Origin of the sequence: Caballeronia humi (assembly GCF_001544475.1) — a bacterium.
Taxonomy (GTDB): Bacteria; Pseudomonadota; Gammaproteobacteria; order Burkholderiales; family Burkholderiaceae; genus Caballeronia; species Caballeronia humi.
Window position 1 is genome coordinate 360,457 of the sequence record NZ_FCNW02000002.1, and the last position, 18,044, is coordinate 378,500.

The window sequence follows — 18,044 nt, forward strand, 5'->3', positions numbered from 1 at the left end:
CTGGGAACAACAATGAATATGAACGAAGGCTTTATGAAGTCGATGCACAAGGTGATGGCACTCTTGCGCGACGGCAACCCCACCGAAGCAACCGACGCGATCCAGCGTGCGTTGCGCGGCGAGGAAATCGACGATGTCGTGAACGGTGCGGCTGCGGAGGTGCGCACGGCATCCACGCCCGCACCGGCTGCAAAGGCATTCAAGCGCGCGCCGGCTCCGGCCCAAACCGACGTCGAAGATCGCGGACACTTCACCACGCATTCCTACGCGAACGCCGCGGGCATGCGCGACTATCGGCTGTATGTGCCGGCGGGGTATCGGAACGAACCGCTGCCGCTCGTCGTGATGCTGCATGGCTGCACGCAGGACGCGAACGATTTCGCTGCGGGCACGCAGATGAACGCGCTCGCCGAGCGGCACAACTGCATCGTGGTGTATCCGATTCAGCCGCAGCACGCGAATCCGTCGAAATGCTGGAACTGGTTCAAGCCGGACGACCAGGAACCGGGCAAGGGCGAGCCGTCCTTGATCGCGGGCATCACGCGCGACGTGATGGCGAGCCATCGCGTGGACCCGGATCGCGTGTACGTTGCGGGGTTGTCGGCGGGCGGGGCGATGGCGGCGATCATGATCCGCGCCTACCCGGAGCTGTACGCGGCAGCCGGCGTGCATTCCGGCCTCGCGGATCGCAGCGCGCACGACTTGCCGTCGGCGCTCGCGGCGATGCGCGGCGGCAAGGGACGCGGCGCGAAAGCGCGTCGAGGTGCGATGCCGGATACGCCGAAGCGTCCGCTAATCGTTTTTCACGGCGATGCGGATCACACGGTGAATCTCTCGAACGCGATGAACGTCGTACGCGGTTTCAACGCCGAAACGACGCCGGGCCACGCGCCTGAGTCGCAAGCCGGACGCCGCTCGTGCACGGTCAAGCGGCTGAAGTCGGAACGTGGCGTCGATGCCGAACTGTGGACGATCCACGGCGCCTCGCACGCATGGGCGGGCGGTAGCGCACGCGGCACTTACACCGATCCCGCCGGCCCCGACGCCAGCGCCGAAATGATGCGCTTCTTTCTTGCTCATCCGCGCACGCACTGACCGCGTCGCTCTTCCAGTCTCTGTCCACCAAACGCGTGTCGCTTAACTGCGACACGCGTTTTCTCTTATTGCGGCGCGCGCTCCACGCACCCGCGCGTTCGCCAAGGATCACGAAGCGACGCATCGCTCGCGAACCGAGCTTTGCCGGATGGAGTTCGCTTTTTTGGTCACCTACGCTGGGTTCAACAACGGGGGGAACGCAAATGACAAACATGACAACGACCGGCTTCGATCAACGCAGCGCATGCACGTGGGGCGCTGCCGTACTCGCCCGCCGCAAGGCCCGACGATGAACCCTCTCACTCCCGACGACGATCGGCCCATCGGCCACGTCGGTGCGTTCGCGCGCAAGCGTGCGTTAGTCGATTTGCCGCTCGATGCGGGTCGGCTCGGGCGTTGCGTCGCGGTATCGGCGTGTTTTGTCGTCGCGTGGTCGCTGATCGAAGTGCCGTGGGAAATCGATCTCGCCGGCAGCGCCACCGGCGCCGCGATGACGAGCGGCGAGGAAATTGCCGCCGTGCTCGCATCGAAGACGCTGCTCTTCGTCACCGTCGGACTCGCGCTGACGGGACGGCGCGCCGCGAAATACGTGCTGCTCTTCATCTGCCTGATGAGCGTGCTCGCGATGGCGCCGGAGATTCCCGTCGAATACGGACATTCGCCGTGGCTCGCGATGCTCTCGGGCGTCGAATGCATCGGCAAGCTCGCGACGTTCGCGTTCCTCGCGCTTGATCTGCGGCTGAAACGCGACTGACATTCGCAAGGGTTGCGCAGCGTCGAAAGCCAAAGCGCGTTATCTTCACGTACCGGACGCGCCGATTCCGTTCAAGAACGATGCGCGACGGCCAAAACACGCCGAACCCACGGAGCGCATGACATGCGCGCAGCGCGAGTCATGCGTCGGTATCGGCGAATCGAAAACAACGCGGTCTTCCTTGGAGAGTTCGTCATGTCCCACATTCGCGTCGTTACAGCAGCTTTCGCATTGTCGATTGGCGTCGGTCTGGCATGGGCGCCCGTCGCGATGGCGCAAACCGCGGCGCCCGATGTCGCCGCGTCCACGTCGAAGGAAGCGCGCAAGGCCCAGCGCAAGGCCGCGCGGGCGAAGAAGAACGCTGAGCTGAAGGAACTCGAAAAGCAGGGCTATCAGCCGGGCGGCGATCAGCAAAATTATCCGCAGAACATCCAGGACGCGCAACGCAAGGTCGATGCGCAGAAGGCGGCGAAGGGCGCGGCGGCATCGGCGCCTTGAGTCTTCATCGTGGCTGATGTGCGAGACCCGCTGCGTGCGGGTCTTTTTATTGCGCCATCGCTCTTACTTTTTCAGCGAGCGCGCGGCCGAGCTTCTGTTGCGTCGCGCCGCTGAGATGCACGCCGTCGACGCCATCGGTCTGGATGACGGTGCCCGCATCGAAGAATTCGACATGCTGCTCCTTCGCGATCGCGGCGTACGCGCTCGCGAGTTCCCTCGATTTGTCGTCGGCGGTGGACCACGGATTTTCCGCGAGCGGCGGTGGAGCGACGACCAGCACCTTCGGGCTTTCACCGAGCGTGCTGATACCGCCGTGCATGTCCCGCACCATCCGCACGAGCTTGCCCATGCCTTCCGCGATGCGAGCGGGCGTGCGGTCGTATTGGGGATTGACGTCGTTGCTGCCGAGCATGATCACGACGACATCGAACGGCTGGCCGCGCGCGAGAATGCCGGGGAGCGCTTCGCTGCCATCGAGCGACGGCTGCTGCGCAGGGGCGTTGGGGATATCGATCGTGCGGCCGTTCAAGCCTTCCTCGGTCACGACGTAGCCTTTGCCGAGCGCCGTCTGCATCGCGATGGGCCAGCGCTCGACGGCGGGCAGGCGCTTGAGCTTGCCTTGCTTCGTTGGCTGCGCGCCCCACGTAAGCGAGTCGCCGAACGCGAGCACGCGCTTCAGTTCGTCGGCGTGCGCGGTGGCCGTGACGCCAACGGTCGCGACGAGCAGGATCATTGCAAGCGCGTGGCGCAGTAGCCTCGACATGTTGTTCTCCGTTTTCGCGCGCCATGAGGCGGTGTGTCGATGTAAGGGCGGTGAAGGCAACGGCCGCTGCGAAGTCCGCCGACAGTATGACCGACGGCCGGTTTCGCCGCCAGTCGATGGGCGTTCTGGCGGGTATTGGGAAACTGATGGAACATCGCGGTTTGCACATCGGAGAAGAACATGGCGCATCTCGATCTCGACAACCCGTTCCTCGAATCGCTCGGCGCGACGCTCACCGGCTGGCGCGCGGGCTACGCCGAGTTCACGATGCCGGTGCTCGCCGCGCATCTGAACCGGCAGCGCACGCTGCAAGGCGGCGCGATCGCCACGCTGCTCGATGCGGCGTGCGGATATGCGGGGCTGCATACCGAAGGCGACACGCCGTTGCATGCGTTCACGCTGTCGCTGACGGTGAATTACCTCGATCGCGGATTGGGGGAGAAGGTCGTCGCGAAGGGGTTCCTCGAACGGCAGGGACGGTCGATCTACTTTTGCCGTGGGGAGGCGTGGATCGATGACAGGCTGCTCATCGCGAGCGCGCAAGGGACGTTCAAGTATGCGCGGGGGTAGGCATCACGGAAACGAACCCGCGCCGGAAAGCGTTGAAGAGCAGTTGCTTGCGGCCTGGGGTGTCGTCGGCGAGGAAGAGCGCGCCTGGCTCGAGCATATGCCTGAAGATGAGCGGCGCGTTGGTGGCGGGCGCGAGCGCTTCGAGTAGCTGTACGCGCGTGGCATCGACGGCGACGGCGGCGGTGTCGCGGCCGAGCAGCGCGGATGCGGCGAGCGTGGCGTCGTAGTCGTAATGCTCCATGACTTCGATCCCCTCTTCATACATGCGATCCTGATTGCCGGCCTCGAAGTACCAGCGCATCAAAACGAAGAGGTCGGTCGCATCCTTTCTCGACTCATGATGACGGTCGCGCCAGGCAAGAATCTTCAGCATCGCGAGCGACGGGAGCGATGCCACCGGCACCGTAAAGTCCTTTTCGATTTCGACATGCAACGCCGCATGCAACGCCTCGGGAAAACCGGACACGTTCAGGCGGATGGCATCGTCGGGCGGCCAGGCGATTTCGTTGGCAGCGTTCTGGATGCCGCCAAATGGCACCATGTCGAGATACATCTGCTCCGTGCCGCTTTCCCTGTAGTAAAGTCGGTGCGGCTGGTCGCGACGTTCACTGAAAACGCCCGTCGCGATCAACCGTTCCCGCAACGCCGCGTGATTTGCCCACGCCTCGATGCTCACACCGATATCGATATCGACCGTCGCGCGCTCGGGATCGATTCCGTGCACATGCGTCAGCACGATGTCCCGCGCGGTCGCGCCGCCGATGAACCAGTCGAGCGAGCCATCGCGCGCGGCGTCGTTCACGTGGCGGAGCGGGGACACCGCGAGCGGGTCGAGCGGACGGTCGTTACGGATTTTGAGCGGCAAGATACTGGTCCCGTATGAGGCGCGCGGTTTCGATGTTGCGCGAGTCGCCGCTCGCCATCAGTTCGGCGTACACGAGCAGCGGATGAACGACGTCGGGCGGGATGCCCTCCGGTGCCGGAATATCGGCGAACGCTGCGACGAACTCGATCGGTCCCGCATCGTCCTTCCTCAGCCTGCCTTGCGCAATGAGGCTTTTAGGCACGGCGCCGTGGCAATGGATCGTCGCGGTCGCGGGCTTCAGGTAGCCGGTCAGCTTCGCCGCCGCGATCTCGCCACCCCATTGGCAGCCGGAATGACGAATGTCGATCGTCTTCCACCACTCCGGATTCGCCGCGCTGAAACGCCCGAGCGAATGACGCAGCCGGGCGGGATAGAGCATCGTCCACTCGTCGATCAGGCGATCGGGTGAGACGAGCGTGAGATGAAGGTCGTCGAGCCGCACGGCCATGCCGCGCGCGATCAGGTCGCTCACCACCTGCTGGACCGTGCCGAGACTGACCTTCGACGCCTCGGCGATGGATCGGTACGTGGCCTGCAGCAGACGCGTGTCGGCGAGCAGGGCGAATACGACCTGCAGGCCCTTCGCGGTCCACGCCTTCGCCTTGTGGCGGCCTTTCGCCTGTGCCCGGGTACGCGGATGGCCGCTGATGAACACAATCCCGCCGCCTCCTTTGACATAGGCGTTGCCGGACAGATCCATCGCGGCGATGCCAAGTTCGCGGCAACGGCCTAGCATTTCGGCTGAGAGATAAGTCGACACGAGCAGCACTTCCTTGTCTTGCGCGACCGGGTCGAGGCGGCTGTGCCGGTCTATGGTCGGTACAACCGCCACAGGCAATCGCAGCGATGCCCCGCCCGGAAAATCGATTTGCATGCTGACGTCTTGCGGTCCACCCGGGCCGGGATGAACGATGGCGCTCACGCCCGCGCCCGCGCTTTCGGTAAAGGCCTGCGCCGCCTGCTGGATGATCGGATCGATGGTCGCCGCTGGCATGGCCGATATTGGCTTCGCGCTTAGCTTGTTCAGTATCTTCGTAGTGTATACGTTACGTGAACACGGCGCAAATCGTATACACCGCCGCTCACCGCATTCGAGTCACAATAGCCGCATGGCCGCCAAAAACCTCCTTCGCCGCCTCGATCTCACCACACTGCAACTTTTCCTCGCGATCTTCGAGGAAGGCACCCTCACACGCGCAGCCGAGCGCGAGGCGATCGCGGTCTCCGCAGCGAGCAAGCGGCTGCTCGAACTCGAACAGGCCGTCGGCGCGGTCCTCTTCGAGCGCAAGGCGCGCGGCATGGACCTCACGCCCGCCGGCGAAACGCTCCTGCACCACGCACGCCGCGTGTTGCGCGATATCGAGAACATCGGCATCGAACTGGCCGAGCACGCGACCGGCGTGCGCGGCTACGTGCGGATGATGGCGAACCTCTCGGCGATCGTCGAGTTCCTGCCGGAAGACCTGCGCGCGTTCCTCTCGGTCCACGACCAGATCAAGATCGATCTGGAGGAGCGGCCGAGCGGCGGCATCATCGAGGCGGTGGCGGACAGTCTCGCGGACCTCGGCATCTGTTCCGGCGATGCCGACACGCGCGGCCTTCAGGCGACCCACTATCGCCACGACCGCCTCGTGATCGTGATGCGCAGCGACCACGCGCTCGCGAACCGCGAACGCATTCGCTTCGCGGAAACGCTCGACAGCGACCACGTCGGCCTGCATTCCGCGAGCTCGATCAACATGCGCACGCATCTCGCCGCGCGGCAGGCTGGCCGTGCGCTCCGGCTGCGCATCCACGTGCCCGGCTTCGATGCCGTCTGCCGCATGGTGCAGGCCGGCATGGGCGTCGGCGTCCTGCCGTTCGACGTATTTCGGGCGCTCGGCCGCCCGCTCGGCCTCACCGCCGTGACGCTCGACGAAGACTGGGCCGAGCGCAGCCTCATCATCGTCGTGCGCGACGAAAGTGCGCTCTCGCCCGTGAGCCGCCTGCTGTTCGATCACCTGCGCACGGTCGAAGCGAACGGCGTCTGACACGAGCGTTCGCCATCCGCGAACGGTCCTTGCCGAAATGCGGTTGGACACTGCCGCGCACCGCTCTTAATCTGCTCCCATACCAGACCAACACGGAGACAGGCACCATGAGCGGACCCCTTCAGGGCATCAAGGTCATCGAGATCGGAACGCTGATCGCCGCACCGTTCGCCGCGCGCATGCTCGCGGAATTCGGCGCGGAAGTCATCAAGATCGAAGCGCCCAAAACAGGCGATCCCCTTCGCAAATGGCGAAAGCTGCATGAAGGGACGTCGCTCTGGTGGTATCTCCAGTCGCGCAACAAGAAGTCGGTGTGCGTGAACCTGAAGTCGCCCGATGGCATCGATGTCGTGAAGAAACTCGCAGCGGATGCCGACATCGTCATCGAAAACCTGCGGCCTGGCGCGCTGGAAAAGCTCGGGATCGGCTGGGACGTGCTGCACGCGATCAACCCGAAGCTCACGATGGTCCGCATCTCCGGCTACGGCCAGTCGGGTCCGTATCGCGACCGGCCGGGCTTCGGCGCGATCGGAGAGGCGATGGGCGGCATCCGCTACACGACGGGCGACGAAGAAGGCCTGCCGGCGCGCGTCGGCGTGAGTCTCGGCGATTCGCTCGCGTCGCTGCACGGCGTGATCGGCGCGCTGATGTCGGTGCTGCGCGTGAAGACCGGGCAGGGCGAGGGACAAGTGGTCGATGTGTCGCTCGTCGAGAGCGTCTTCAACCTGATGGAAAGCCTCGTGCCCGAATACGATCTGCTCGGCCATGTGCGAGAAAGGAGCGGCGGCGCGCTGCCGGGCATCGCGCCTTCGAACACGTATCGCACGGAGGACGGCGGCTTCGTCGTGATCGCGGGCAACAGCGATCCGATCTACAAGCGCCTGATGCACGTGATCGGCCGCGCCGATCTCGCCGACGATCCCGCGCTCGCCCACAACGACGGCCGCGCACTGCAAAGCGCGATGCTCGACGAAGCGATCACCGCGTGGACCTCGCACCATTCGATCGACGACGTGCTCGCCATTCTCGAACGCGAGGAAGTGCCATCCGGGCGCATTTATTCGGTGGCGGACATCGTCGCCGATCCGCACTACCAGGCGCGCGAGATGCTGCTGAACGCGAGCCTGCCGGGCGGCGCGTCGGTGAAGATGCCGGGCATCGTGCCGAAGCTCTCCGATACTCCGGGCGAAGTCCACTGGCAAGGCCCGACGCTCGGCGAACACACGAGCGACGTGCTGGCTTCGCTCGGCTTCGATGCAACCGACGTCGAGCGCCTGCGCGCCGAAGGAGCGGTGCAATGAACCGCGACTATTCGCATCGACTGATCGTTCAGGAAGTGGCGCCGCGCGATGGCTTGCAGATCGAACCGACGTGGGTCCAGACCAACGACAAGATCGCGCTGATCGACAACCTCTCCGCGTGCGGCTTCACGCGCATCGAAGCGGGTTCGTTCGTGTCGCCCAAGGCGATCCCCGCGTTGCGCGACGGCGACGAAGTCTTCAACCGCATCGGCCGCCGTCCGGGCGTGATCTACGTCGCGCTGATCCCGAACGCGAAGGGCGCCGAGCGCGCGCTCGCCGCTCACGCCGACGAACTCAACCTCGTGATGTCCGCGAGCCAGACGCACAACCGCGCGAACATGCGCATGAGCTGCGAGGCATCGCTCGCGGGCTTCGGCGACATCGTGCGGCTTGTGAAAGGCACTACGGTCCGCCTCAATGCGACCGTCGCGACGGCGTTCGGCTGCCCGTTCGAAGGACGCATCGACGAGGCGCGCGTGCTCGATATCGTCGATACGTATCGCGAGATGGGCATGCAGGGCATCACGCTCGCCGACACGACCGGCATGGCGAATCCGCGTCAGGTGGAGCGGCTCGTTTCACGCGTGCTCGAACGTGTGAGTGCCGATGCGCTCACGCTGCACTTTCACAACACGCGCGGACTGGGTCTCGCGAACGTGCTCGCCGCCTACGATGCCGGCGCGCGACGCTTCGACGCGGCGCTCGGCGGCCTCGGCGGATGTCCGTTCGCGCCGGGTGCATCGGGCAACATCTGCACCGAAGACCTCGTGAACCTGTGCGACGAGATGAGCATTCCGAACGGCATCGATCTGCCGAAGCTGATCGACCTGTCGCGCGCGTTGCCCGCGCTCGTCGGCCACGACGTGCCCGGCCAGCTCGCCAAGGCGGGACGCAATTGCGACCTGCATGCGGCACCGGACTACGTCCGCACCATCTGACATTTTTCAAACCTCATCAACACACATTCGACCGGACGGCTCAGGGCCAGTCCGGCGTGGAGACGATCATGAGCGATCTGGGCGCAGTATCGGCGGCGAGTCATCCGCTAACCAAGGAGAACACGGCCGACATCATCCGCAAGGTGGCGTGGCGGCTGATGCCGCTCATCATGCTTTGCTATCTGTTCGCATTCTTCGACCGCATCAACATCAGCTTCGCGAAGTTCCAGCTGCAAAGCGATCTCGGTTTCAGCGATACCGCCTATGGTCTCGGCGCGAGTCTCTTCGTGATCGGCTATGTGATCTTCGAGGTTCCGAGCAACCTGATGCTCTACAAGGTCGGCGCGCGCAAGTGGATCGCGCGCATCATGATTTCGTGGGGACTTGCCACGACGATGATGGTCTTCGTCAATAACGAATGGCAGTTCTACGGGCTGCGTTTCATCATCGGCGCGATGGAGGCGGGGTTTGCGCCGGGCGTGCTGTATTACCTCACGCTGTGGTTCCCGGCGAGTTATCGCGGACGTATCACGTCGCTCCTGTTTCTCGCGTCGGCGTTCTCGGGGCTGGTTGGCGCGCCGCTGTCGGGTCTCGTGCTCGGGCATATGAACGGTGTGCTCGGCATGCCGGGATGGCACTGGCTCTTTCTGCTCGGCGGCTTGCCCTGCGTGGCGCTCGGGATTCTCGTGCTGAAGGTGCTCAAGGATCGCATCGACGATGCGGGCTGGCTCAGTGCATCGGAGAAGACGTATCTGAAGAGCCAGATCGCATCGCAAAGCAAGCCGGCGCCCGGCGGACATTCGCTCTTCGGCGCGATCAAGACGCCCGGCTTTCTTACGCTCGGATTGATCTACTTCCTGATTCAGGTCGCGTCGTATGGGCTCAACTTCTGGGCACCGCATTTGATCCGCACCGCAGGCACGAACAATCCGACGATCATCGGTCTTCTCACCGCCGTGCCGTACGTGTGCGGGGCGATCTGCATGGTCGTGGTCGGTCGCATGTCGGATAACTCCGGCGAGCGTCGCAAGTTCGTGTGCGGTTTGCTGCTGATGGCGGCGGTCGGCTTCTTCGCGGCAGGCCTCTTCGACAAGCAGACGACGTTGCTCATCGTTGCGCTGGGCGTGATGGGCGCGGGTGTCGTTGCCGCGATCCCGGCGTTCTGGGCGTTGCCGCCGAAGCTCCTGACGGGCGCGGGCGCTGCGGGCGGTATCGCGTTGATCAACACGCTCGGGCAGCTCGGCGGCATCGTGAGCCCGGTGATGGTGGGACGTATTCGCGACCTCACGGGCAGCACGACACCCGCGCTCTATGCGATCGGTTGCATGAGCGTGGTGTGTGCGCTGATCCTGATGTTCGGCTTGCCGCAGTCGCTCAGGCAGAAGGAACGCGCGGAGTGATCGAGAACGCCCCGCGCGAGATGCGGGGCGTTACGCTTTCCACGTCCAGTCCCGAATCTCGTCGCGATCGATGCCTTCCGCATGCGCATATCCAACGCTCTCGATCACCTGATCGTGCAGCCAGTTCTTCGCATGCGCGCCGGTGTCGCGCAGACGCGGCACGCGATCGATCACGTCGATGGCGAGCGTATAGCGGTCCACGCCATTGATGATCGCGAGTTCGAACGGGGTGTTGATGTTGCCCCGCTCGCGATAGCCGTGAACGTGGATGTTCTCGTGATTCGTGCGGTTGTACGTGAGCTTGTGTACGAGCGTCGGATACGAGTGGAAGTTGAAAATGACCGGCTTGTCGCGCGTGAAGAGCGAATCGAAATCGCGCTCTGACAGACCGTGCGGATGGTCAGTATCCGGCATCAGCCGGAAGATATCGACCACGTTCACGAAGCGGATCTTCAGATCAGGGAACTGCGCCTTGAGTATCTCGACGGCTGCAAGCGATTCCATCGTTGCGATGTCGCCGGCGCAGGCCATCACGACATCCGGCTCGTGGCCTTCATCGGTCGATGCCCAGTCCCAGATGCCGATGCCCTTCGTGCAATGCACGATCGCGTCCTGCATGTTCAGGTATTGCAGATGCGGCTGCTTGTCCGCGACGATCACGTTCACGTAGTCCTGCGAGCGCAGGCAGTGATCGGCCACGCTCAACAAGCAGTTCGCATCGGGCGGCAAGTAAATACGCACCACCTCGGGACTCTTGTTCGTCACGACATCGAGAAAGCCCGGGTCCTGATGCGTGAAGCCGTTGTGATCCTGCCGCCACACGAGCGACGTGATCAGCAGGTTGATCGACGGAACCGGCGCGCGCCAGTCGAGTTCCTGTTTCGCTTTTTCGAGCCACTTCGCGTGCTGGTTGAACATCGAATCGATCACGTGCACGAACGCTTCGTAGGTCGCGAGGAGGCCATGTCGGCCGGTTAAAACGTAGCCTTCGAACCAGCCTTCCAGCGTGTGTTCGGAAAGCATTTCCATCACGCGGCCGTCGGGCGCGAGCGCGCCGCCGTCGCTGTCTTCGGGCTTCGTCTCCGCGATCCAGCGCTTGCCCGACGCCTCGTACACGCCATCGAGCTTGTTGCTCGCGGTCTCGTCGGGGCCGAAGAGCTTGAAGTTCGTCATGTTGTTGCGGATCACGTCGCGCAGGAACTTTGCGAGCACCGCAGTCGGCGATTGATACGTCGCGGCCGGGTTCTTCACCTCGAACGCGTAGTCGCGGATGTCCGGCAGGTGCAGCGCGCGACGCAGACGCCCGCCGTTCGCATGCGGATTCGCGCTGATGCGGCGCTCGCCTTTGGGCGCGATCTCGCGAAGTTCGCCGATCAACCGGCCGTCGGCATCGAAAAGTTCTTCGGGCTTGTAGCCGCGCATCCAGCTTTCGAGTACCTGCAGGCTCTTGCGATTGGTCGCCGGGTCGAGCACGGGCACCTGATGCGAGCGCCAGAAGTCCTCGACCTTGTGGCCGTCGACTTCCTTCGGCCCCGTCCAGCCTTTCGGCGAGCGCAGCACGATCATCGGCCAGCGCGGACGCGTGGTGTCGTTGCTCGCGCGCGCATGCTGCTGGATTGCACGGATCTCGCCGATGCAGCGTTCGAGCGTCGCGGCCATCTTCTGATGCATTTCCTGCGGATCGTGCCCTTCGACGAAATACGGCTTGTACCCGTAGCCGATGAAAAGCGCTTCGAGTTCCTCATGCGGGATGCGCGCGAGGATCGTCGGATTGGCGATCTTGTAGCCGTTCAGATGGAGGATCGGCAGCACGGCTCCATCCTGCACCGGGTTCAGGAACTTGTTTGAATGCCAGGACGTGGCGAGCGGTCCGGTTTCCGCTTCGCCGTCGCCGACCATCGTCGCGACGATCAGGTCCGGGTTGTCGAACGCGGCGCCGAACGCATGCGAGAGGCTGTAACCCAGTTCGCCGCCTTCGTGGATCGAGCCGGGCGTTTCGGGCGTGCAGTGCGAGCCGATCCCGCCCGGCGACGAAAAGAGCCGGAAAAGCCGGAGCATGCCGGTTTCGTCGTTGCTGCGATCGGGGTAGACCTCGGAGTAATAGCCTTCGAGATACGAGTTCGAAAGCGTCGCGGGCGCGCCGTGACCGGGGCCGGAGACGAACATGACGTTGAGATCGTCGCGGATGATCAGGCGGTTCAGGTGGACCCACGTGAACGATTGGCCGGGGTCCGATCCCCAGTGGCCGAGCAGGCGCCGCTTGATGTGCTCGGGCTTGAGCGGCTCGCGCAGGAGCGGATTCGCGCGCAGGTAGATCATGCCGACCGAAAGGTAGTTGCACGCGCGCCAGTAGGCGTCGAGCTTGCGTAAATCGTCGGCGGAAAGCGGGGCTTGCGATGCGTCGTCGTTCAATTGCCTCTCCGGTGGGTTGAGGATCGCCACGGACGTCGCGGCGATCGCCGGCTTCAATGTGCGGTTGATTATGTGCCCAACGGCCTCACCTCTGCAGATATGACCGGCGGGGCTTGCCGCATCAGCATCGCTCAAACGACGCGTCGGTTTCATGACAACGCGCAAGACCGCTGCGTGCGCCGCACGCGAATTCCGTCCGCCTCTTAAAATATGTCATGACCGACAATCCGCCATTCGCCGAGGCGCTCGCGGGCTTTCATCCCGCCCTCGTCAACTGGTTCGGCCGCACGTTCCCCGGCGTGACTGGTGCGCAGGCGCGCGCGTGGCCGCTGATCCGCGCGCGCCGCTCGACGCTCGTCGCGGCGCCGACCGGCTCCGGCAAGACGCTGACCGCGTTCCTCGCGGCGATCGACGAACTCGTGCGCGAAGGCATCGAGCGCGGCGGCGCACTGCCCGACGAAACGCACATCCTCTACATTTCGCCGTTGAAGGCGCTTTCGAACGATATCCGCGTGAACCTGCAGGAACCGCTCGCGGGCATTTCGGGCGAACTCGCGCAACTCGGCCTGCCTCCGCTCGAAATCCGCGCCGCCGTGCGCACCGGCGACACCACGCAGCAGGAGCGCGCCGCCGTGCGCAAGCGCGCGCCGCATATTCTCGTGACGACGCCGGAATCGCTCTACGTGCTGCTGGGTTCGGATTCGGGCCGCGCGATGTTGTCCACGACGCGCACCGTGATCGTCGACGAGATTCACGCCGTGGCCGGCACCAAGCGCGGCGCGCATCTTTCGCTGAGTCTCGAACGGCTCGACGCGCTCTGCGCCGCGCCGCCGGTGCGCATCGGCTTGTCGGCGACGCAGAAACCGATCGAACTCGTCGCGCAGTTTCTCGCGGGCGTGGGCAATTCGTGCGAAATCGTCGATGTCGGGCACGTCCGCGCGCGCGATCTCGCGCTCGACCTCCCGCCGATGCCGCTCGAAGCGATCATGTCGAACGACATGTGGGAGCGCGTCTACGACCGCCTCGCCGATCTCGTCGCGCAGCATCGCACGACGCTCGTCTTCGTCAACACGCGGCGCATGGCCGAGCGCGCCGCGCGCCATCTGACCGATCGCCTGGGCAAGAGCGCAGTGGCGGCGCACCACGGCAGTCTCGCGCGCGAGCATCGGCTGGACGCGGAGCAGCGGCTCAAGCGCGGCGAACTGCGCGTGCTGATCGCGACGGCTTCGCTGGAGCTCGGCATCGATATCGGCGATGTGGAACTCGTCTGCCAGATCGGCTCGCCGGGATCGATCGGCGGATTTTTGCAGCGCGTCGGGCGCTCGGGGCATCACGTCGGCGGCATGCCGAAAGGGCGGCTTTTTCCCACGTCACGCGACGATCTGATCGAATGCGCGGCGCTTCTCGACTGCGTGCGGCGCGGCGAACTCGACGCGTTGCACGTCCCGCGCGCGCCGCTTGACGTGCTCGCGCAGCAGATCACGGCGGAAGTCTCGTGCCGCGAATGGAGCGAGGACGCGCTCTACGAACGCTTTCGCCGCGCGTTTCCGTACGCGACGCTCGCGCGTGAGAAGTTCGATGCTGTCGTCCGCACGCTCGCCGAGGGCTTTACCAGCCGCCACGGTCCGCGCGGCGCGTACGTGCATCGCGACGCGGTCAGCCGGACTTTGCGCGGACGGCGCGGCGGCAAGCTCACGGCGGTGACATCCGGCGGCGCGATTCCCGACAACGCCGACTTTGCCGTGCTGCTTGAGCCGCAGGGTTTGCAGATCGGCACGGTCAACGAGGACTTCGCGGTCGAAAGCCTCGCGGGCGACATCTTTCAGTTGGGCAATACGTCGTACCGGATTCAGCGGATCGAAGGTGGGCGCGTGCGCGTGGAGAACGCGAACGGCCAGCCGCCGAACATCCCGTTCTGGCTTGGCGAGGCGCCGGGTCGCAGCGACGAGCTTTCCTACGCGATCGCCCGGATGCGCGGGCAGATCGACGCCTCGCTCGGCGCGCGGCACGACACGCACGCGGCAACCCGCGCGCTTGCGCTCGAAACCGGCATCGACGACGAAGCCGCGCGGCAGATCGTCGACTATCTGGCGCGCGCTCGCGCGGCGCTGACCGTGCTCCCGACGCAGGACACGCTCGTGATGGAGCGCTTCTTCGATGAATCCGGCGGCACGCAACTCGTCATTCACGCGCCGTTCGGTAGTCGCGTGAATCGCGCGTGGGGCCTCGCGCTGCGCAAGCGTTTTTGCCGCACGTTCAACTTCGAACTGCAGGCGGCGGCGACCGAGGACGCCATCGTTTTGTCCTTGACGAGCGCGCACAGCTTCGAACTCGATGAAGTGTGGCGCTACCTGCGCTCGAACACCGCCGAGCACGTGCTGATCCAGGCGCTGCTCGACGCGCCGCTCTTCGGCGTGCGCTGGCGCTGGAACGCGACCAACGCGCTCGCGCTGCCGCGCTACGCGGGCGGGCGCAAGGTCGCGCCGCAGTTGCAGCGCATGAAAAGCGAAGACCTGCTCGCGACGATCTTTCCGGATCAGGTCGCGTGTCTGGAGAACGTCGTGGGCGAGCGCGACGTGCCGCAGCATCCGCTGGTCGAGCAAACCATCGACGATTGTCTGCATGACGCGATGGACAGCGAGCAATGGCTCGCGGTGCTGCGGCGCATCGAGCGCGGCGAACTGCGGCTCGTGACGCGCGACCTGCCGGCGCCGTCGCCGCTCGCGGCGGAGATTCTGTCGGCGCGTCCGTACGCGTTTCTCGACGATGCGCCGCTCGAAGAACGCCGCACGCAGGCGGTGCTCGCGCGCCGCTTCCGCGATCCCGAATCCGCCGACGATCTCGGCGCGCTCGACGCCGGCGCCATCGACGGTGTGCGCGAGGAGGCGTGGCCCGCCGTGCGCGGACCGGACGAGATGCACGAAGCGCTGATGAGCCTCGCGTGCTTGAGCGCCGCCGAGGCAGAGGCGAACGACGGCTGGCCCGCGTGGCTCGATGCGCTCGCCCAGTCCGGCCGCGCGACGCGCTTGCAGATCGCGCAAAACGACGCGTTGTGGGTGCCGGTCGAGCGCCTGATGTGGGTGCGCGCCGTCTATCCGCGGGCGCCGATGCATCCGACGCTCACGCCGCCCGCCGGTTTCACCGATGCATGGACCGAGGACGACGCCTTGGTCGAAATCGTCCGCGCGCGGCTTTCGGGATTCGGCCCGCTGACGGTGCCGGTGATCGCGCGGGCGCTGGCGCTGCCGGCGTCGTCCGTGGCGCTGGCGCTGACGCGGCTCGAAGCGGAAGGCTACGTGATGCGCGGCCGCTTCTCACCCGGCGCCACCGACGACGAATGGTGCGAGCGGCATCTGCTCGCGCGCATCCATCGATACACCGTACGGCGCCTGCGGCGCGAGATCGAGCCGGTCGAGCGGCAGGATTTCATGCGTTTTCTGTTCGAATGGCAGCACCTCGCCGCCGATACGCGCGCGGAAGGTCGCGACGCGCTGATGTCGGTCGTCGAGCAACTCGAAGGTTTCGAGGCGCCCGCGGTCGCGTGGGAGGAGGAAATCCTGCCCGCGCGCGTCGCGGATTATTCAGGCTATTGGCTCGACGAAGCCTCGCGCTCGGGAAAGATCGTCTGGAGCCGGCCGGGCGGACGCTCGCGCGCGGCGGGCGGCCCGGTGCGCGGCACGCCGATCGTCCTCTTGCCGCGCCGCAACCTCGCCGCGTGGAGCGCGCTGATGCGGCCGGACGAGGCGCCGGAGATGTCGTCGCGGGCGCAAGTCGTCCACGACGCGCTTAAAACCCACGGCGCGATGTTCTTCGACGAACTGCTCGCCGACGCGCGCTTATTGCGCACCGAGCTGGAAACGGCGCTCGGCGAACTGGTCGCGCTCGGGCTGGTCAACGCAGACAGTTTCGCGGGCCTGCGCGCGCTGCTCGCGCCGGCGGCGAAGCGCAACGCGTTCAGCCGGCGGCCGCGACGGGGCGGCATGTTCATCGGCGGAATGGACGATGCGGGGCGCTGGGCGCTGCTGCGGCGGGTTCAGCCTCAAGGCGCGGAAGCCGCTTCAGACCCCGTCGAACATGCGGCGATGGTGCTGCTGCGCCGCTATGGCGTCGTGTTCTGGCGGCTGCTCGAACGCGAAGCCGGCTGGCTGCCGCCGTGGCGTGACTTGCTGCGGGTATTTCATCGGCTGGAAGCCCGCGGCGAGATTCGTGGCGGACGCTTCGTCGCGGGGCTCGCGGGCGAGCAGTTCGCGCTGCCGGAAGCCGTGCCGCTGTTACGCGAGATGCGCAAGCGTCCGCTCGACGGGACATTCGTCGCGGTGAGCGCTGTCGATCCGCTGAATCTCGTCGGCACGCTTTTGCCGGGGGAGAAGGTGCCCGCGCTGCCCGGAAATCGCGTGCTGTTCCGCGATGGCGTGCCCGTCGGCGCGGTGGTCGCGGGAAAGACGCGCTATCTGCTGGGCCTCGAAGGGGAGGCGCGCGAAGTGGTGCGGACGAAGCTCGTGAAGCGCAGCGCGCGGTCGATCGGCGGGCTGGCGGGGGTGTCGGTGGTGTAACACCAAAAGGCGGCTCAAGGCGCATCCTTTCAGATGCTCCTGACACCGCCACAGTCCTGCCTGACTAACTAGCGATTACTTCGAAACCAGTTTCTTTCGAAACGGCCCGGGACGCTCGGTCTGAATTGCCGGCACGGAGACACCCGGGTAATTGAACAGCCTGTTTCCGCTCGCGTGCGGGCGGGCGCGAAATCCCGGATGCGCGCCCGTTCTCGAACCGCCGACGATTGCGGTCATTGCTTCCCTGTCGAGGACCAGACTGTCCGCAAGATCCTTGATGACGATGACGGCCATGACGTTTTCCTGAAGGTACGGAGTCGAAACGCGTGACGGCGCGTCACGCGGCTAAGCGGACGGACGTCGACACTTTACGCACCCAGTATAGGCAATCCGTCCGCGATTGTGACCGGCGCGACCCCACGTCCGGTCACAATGCGAGGGCGCGATGGACGCGCGCGGCGTCCATCGCTCAGGCGCTCTTAAAGCCGGATGGCGGCGCTCGCGTCGGCGAACTGCTGCGGGCTGACATCGAATCGCGGCGCGACGAATCCCGGTCCGATGATGCTGTTGTTCAGCGCGCTGACCTGAACATTCTGGAATTGCTGGATGTTCTGGTTGACGTTGACGTTGACATTCGCGAACGGGCCGAAGCCGCCTTGCGTAAGCGACGCCCCGCCGTGAACCGACGACATCGCGTGACGGTCGAGTTCCTTGCTGTGGGCGAGGTCCTGGATCATGATTGACGACATGGTGGTGCTCCTTGCGTTTATGGTGTGGATGGTTTTAGTCAGCTCAGAACACGTTGATCGTGTTGGAGTTGTTGGCCTTTTGAATCGGCTTGACCTTCGAGTCGATGTCGGTGGCG

At 65.2% G+C, this 18,044-nt stretch carries 15 protein-coding genes; 9 read left to right on the forward strand and 6 right to left on the reverse strand.

What is annotated here, in order from left to right:
• Positions 1-12: 12 nt before the first annotated feature.
• The 3 genes from AWB65_RS04590 (at position 13) to AWB65_RS04600 (ending at position 2,347) form a co-directional block, all read left to right on the forward strand.
• Positions 13-1,095, forward strand: a complete 1,083-nt coding sequence (locus tag AWB65_RS04590; protein ID WP_087666004.1) for an extracellular catalytic domain type 1 short-chain-length polyhydroxyalkanoate depolymerase — start codon at positions 13-15, stop codon at positions 1,093-1,095.
• Between the two features lie 289 nt (positions 1,096-1,384).
• The gene (locus AWB65_RS04595; RefSeq protein WP_125474067.1) at positions 1,385-1,849 is read left to right on the forward strand and encodes a hypothetical protein; all 465 of its coding nucleotides are present in this window, start codon (positions 1,385-1,387) and stop codon (positions 1,847-1,849) included.
• Between the two features lie 195 nt (positions 1,850-2,044).
• Positions 2,045-2,347 (forward strand): DUF4148 domain-containing protein, encoded by a 303-nt coding sequence (locus tag AWB65_RS04600; protein ID WP_087654192.1) that lies wholly within the window; start codon positions 2,045-2,047, stop codon positions 2,345-2,347.
• A 46-nt stretch (positions 2,348-2,393) separates the two neighbouring features.
• On the opposite strand, the gene AWB65_RS04605 is transcribed toward AWB65_RS04600, so the two are convergent.
• Positions 2,394-3,110 (reverse strand): GDSL-type esterase/lipase family protein, encoded by a 717-nt coding sequence (locus AWB65_RS04605; protein WP_200821660.1) that lies wholly within the window; start codon positions 3,108-3,110, stop codon positions 2,394-2,396.
• A gap of 180 nt (positions 3,111-3,290) precedes the next feature.
• Between AWB65_RS04605 and AWB65_RS04610 the strand changes: the two genes are divergently transcribed.
• Positions 3,291-3,680 carry a PaaI family thioesterase gene (locus tag AWB65_RS04610; RefSeq protein ID WP_087666006.1) on the forward strand — a complete coding sequence of 130 codons (390 nt, stop codon included), beginning with the start codon at positions 3,291-3,293 and terminating at the stop codon, positions 3,678-3,680.
• Here the strand turns inward: AWB65_RS04610 and AWB65_RS04615 are convergent.
• Both AWB65_RS04615 and AWB65_RS04620 read right to left on the reverse strand, forming a co-directional pair.
• A complete protein-coding gene (locus tag AWB65_RS04615) occupies positions 3,661-4,545 on the reverse strand; it encodes a nucleotidyl transferase AbiEii/AbiGii toxin family protein (protein WP_235007500.1) in 885 nt (294 codons plus the stop codon). The genes AWB65_RS04610 and AWB65_RS04615 overlap by 20 nt on opposite strands.
• Complete coding sequence (locus tag AWB65_RS04620) at positions 4,526-5,539, reverse strand: type IV toxin-antitoxin system AbiEi family antitoxin (RefSeq protein WP_087666007.1); 1,014 nt, start codon at positions 5,537-5,539, stop codon at positions 4,526-4,528. The genes AWB65_RS04615 and AWB65_RS04620 overlap by 20 nt, the downstream gene beginning before the upstream one ends.
• Before the next feature lie 115 nt (positions 5,540-5,654).
• Here AWB65_RS04620 and AWB65_RS04625 point away from each other — a divergent pair, with 115 nt between their 5' ends.
• The 4 genes from AWB65_RS04625 to AWB65_RS04640 all read left to right on the forward strand — a co-directional run bounded on the left by AWB65_RS04625 (position 5,655) and on the right by AWB65_RS04640 (position 10,214).
• Positions 5,655-6,575, forward strand: a complete 921-nt coding sequence (locus AWB65_RS04625; protein WP_087666008.1) for a LysR family transcriptional regulator — start codon at positions 5,655-5,657, stop codon at positions 6,573-6,575.
• 107 nt (positions 6,576-6,682) lie between these two features.
• Entirely contained in the window at positions 6,683-7,876 is a 1,194-nt protein-coding gene (locus AWB65_RS04630; protein ID WP_087666009.1) for a CaiB/BaiF CoA transferase family protein, read from the forward strand.
• Positions 7,873-8,814, forward strand: a complete 942-nt coding sequence (locus AWB65_RS04635; RefSeq protein ID WP_087666010.1) for a hydroxymethylglutaryl-CoA lyase — start codon at positions 7,873-7,875, stop codon at positions 8,812-8,814. Before AWB65_RS04630 ends, AWB65_RS04635 begins: the two co-directional genes overlap by 4 nt.
• Before the next feature lie 68 nt (positions 8,815-8,882).
• A complete protein-coding gene (locus tag AWB65_RS04640) occupies positions 8,883-10,214 on the forward strand; it encodes an MFS transporter (RefSeq protein ID WP_087666011.1) in 1,332 nt (443 codons plus the stop codon).
• Between the two features lie 30 nt (positions 10,215-10,244).
• On the opposite strand, the gene AWB65_RS04645 is transcribed toward AWB65_RS04640, so the two are convergent.
• Positions 10,245-12,626 carry a phosphoketolase family protein gene (locus AWB65_RS04645; protein WP_087666048.1) on the reverse strand — a complete coding sequence of 794 codons (2,382 nt, stop codon included), beginning with the start codon at positions 12,624-12,626 and terminating at the stop codon, positions 10,245-10,247.
• A gap of 215 nt (positions 12,627-12,841) precedes the next feature.
• Here AWB65_RS04645 and AWB65_RS04650 point away from each other — a divergent pair, with 215 nt between their 5' ends.
• The gene (locus AWB65_RS04650; RefSeq protein WP_087666012.1) at positions 12,842-17,179 is read left to right on the forward strand and encodes an Lhr family helicase; all 4,338 of its coding nucleotides are present in this window, start codon (positions 12,842-12,844) and stop codon (positions 17,177-17,179) included.
• Between the two features lie 75 nt (positions 17,180-17,254).
• On the opposite strand, the gene AWB65_RS04655 is transcribed toward AWB65_RS04650, so the two are convergent.
• Positions 17,255-17,473: a hypothetical protein gene (locus tag AWB65_RS04655; RefSeq protein WP_087666013.1), complete on the reverse strand. Its 219-nt coding sequence runs from the start codon at positions 17,471-17,473 to the stop codon at positions 17,255-17,257.
• 185 nt (positions 17,474-17,658) lie between these two features.
• Positions 17,659-17,928, reverse strand: a complete 270-nt coding sequence (locus AWB65_RS04660) for a hypothetical protein (protein ID WP_087666014.1) — start codon at positions 17,926-17,928, stop codon at positions 17,659-17,661.
• Positions 17,929-18,044: the final 116 nt, after the last annotated feature.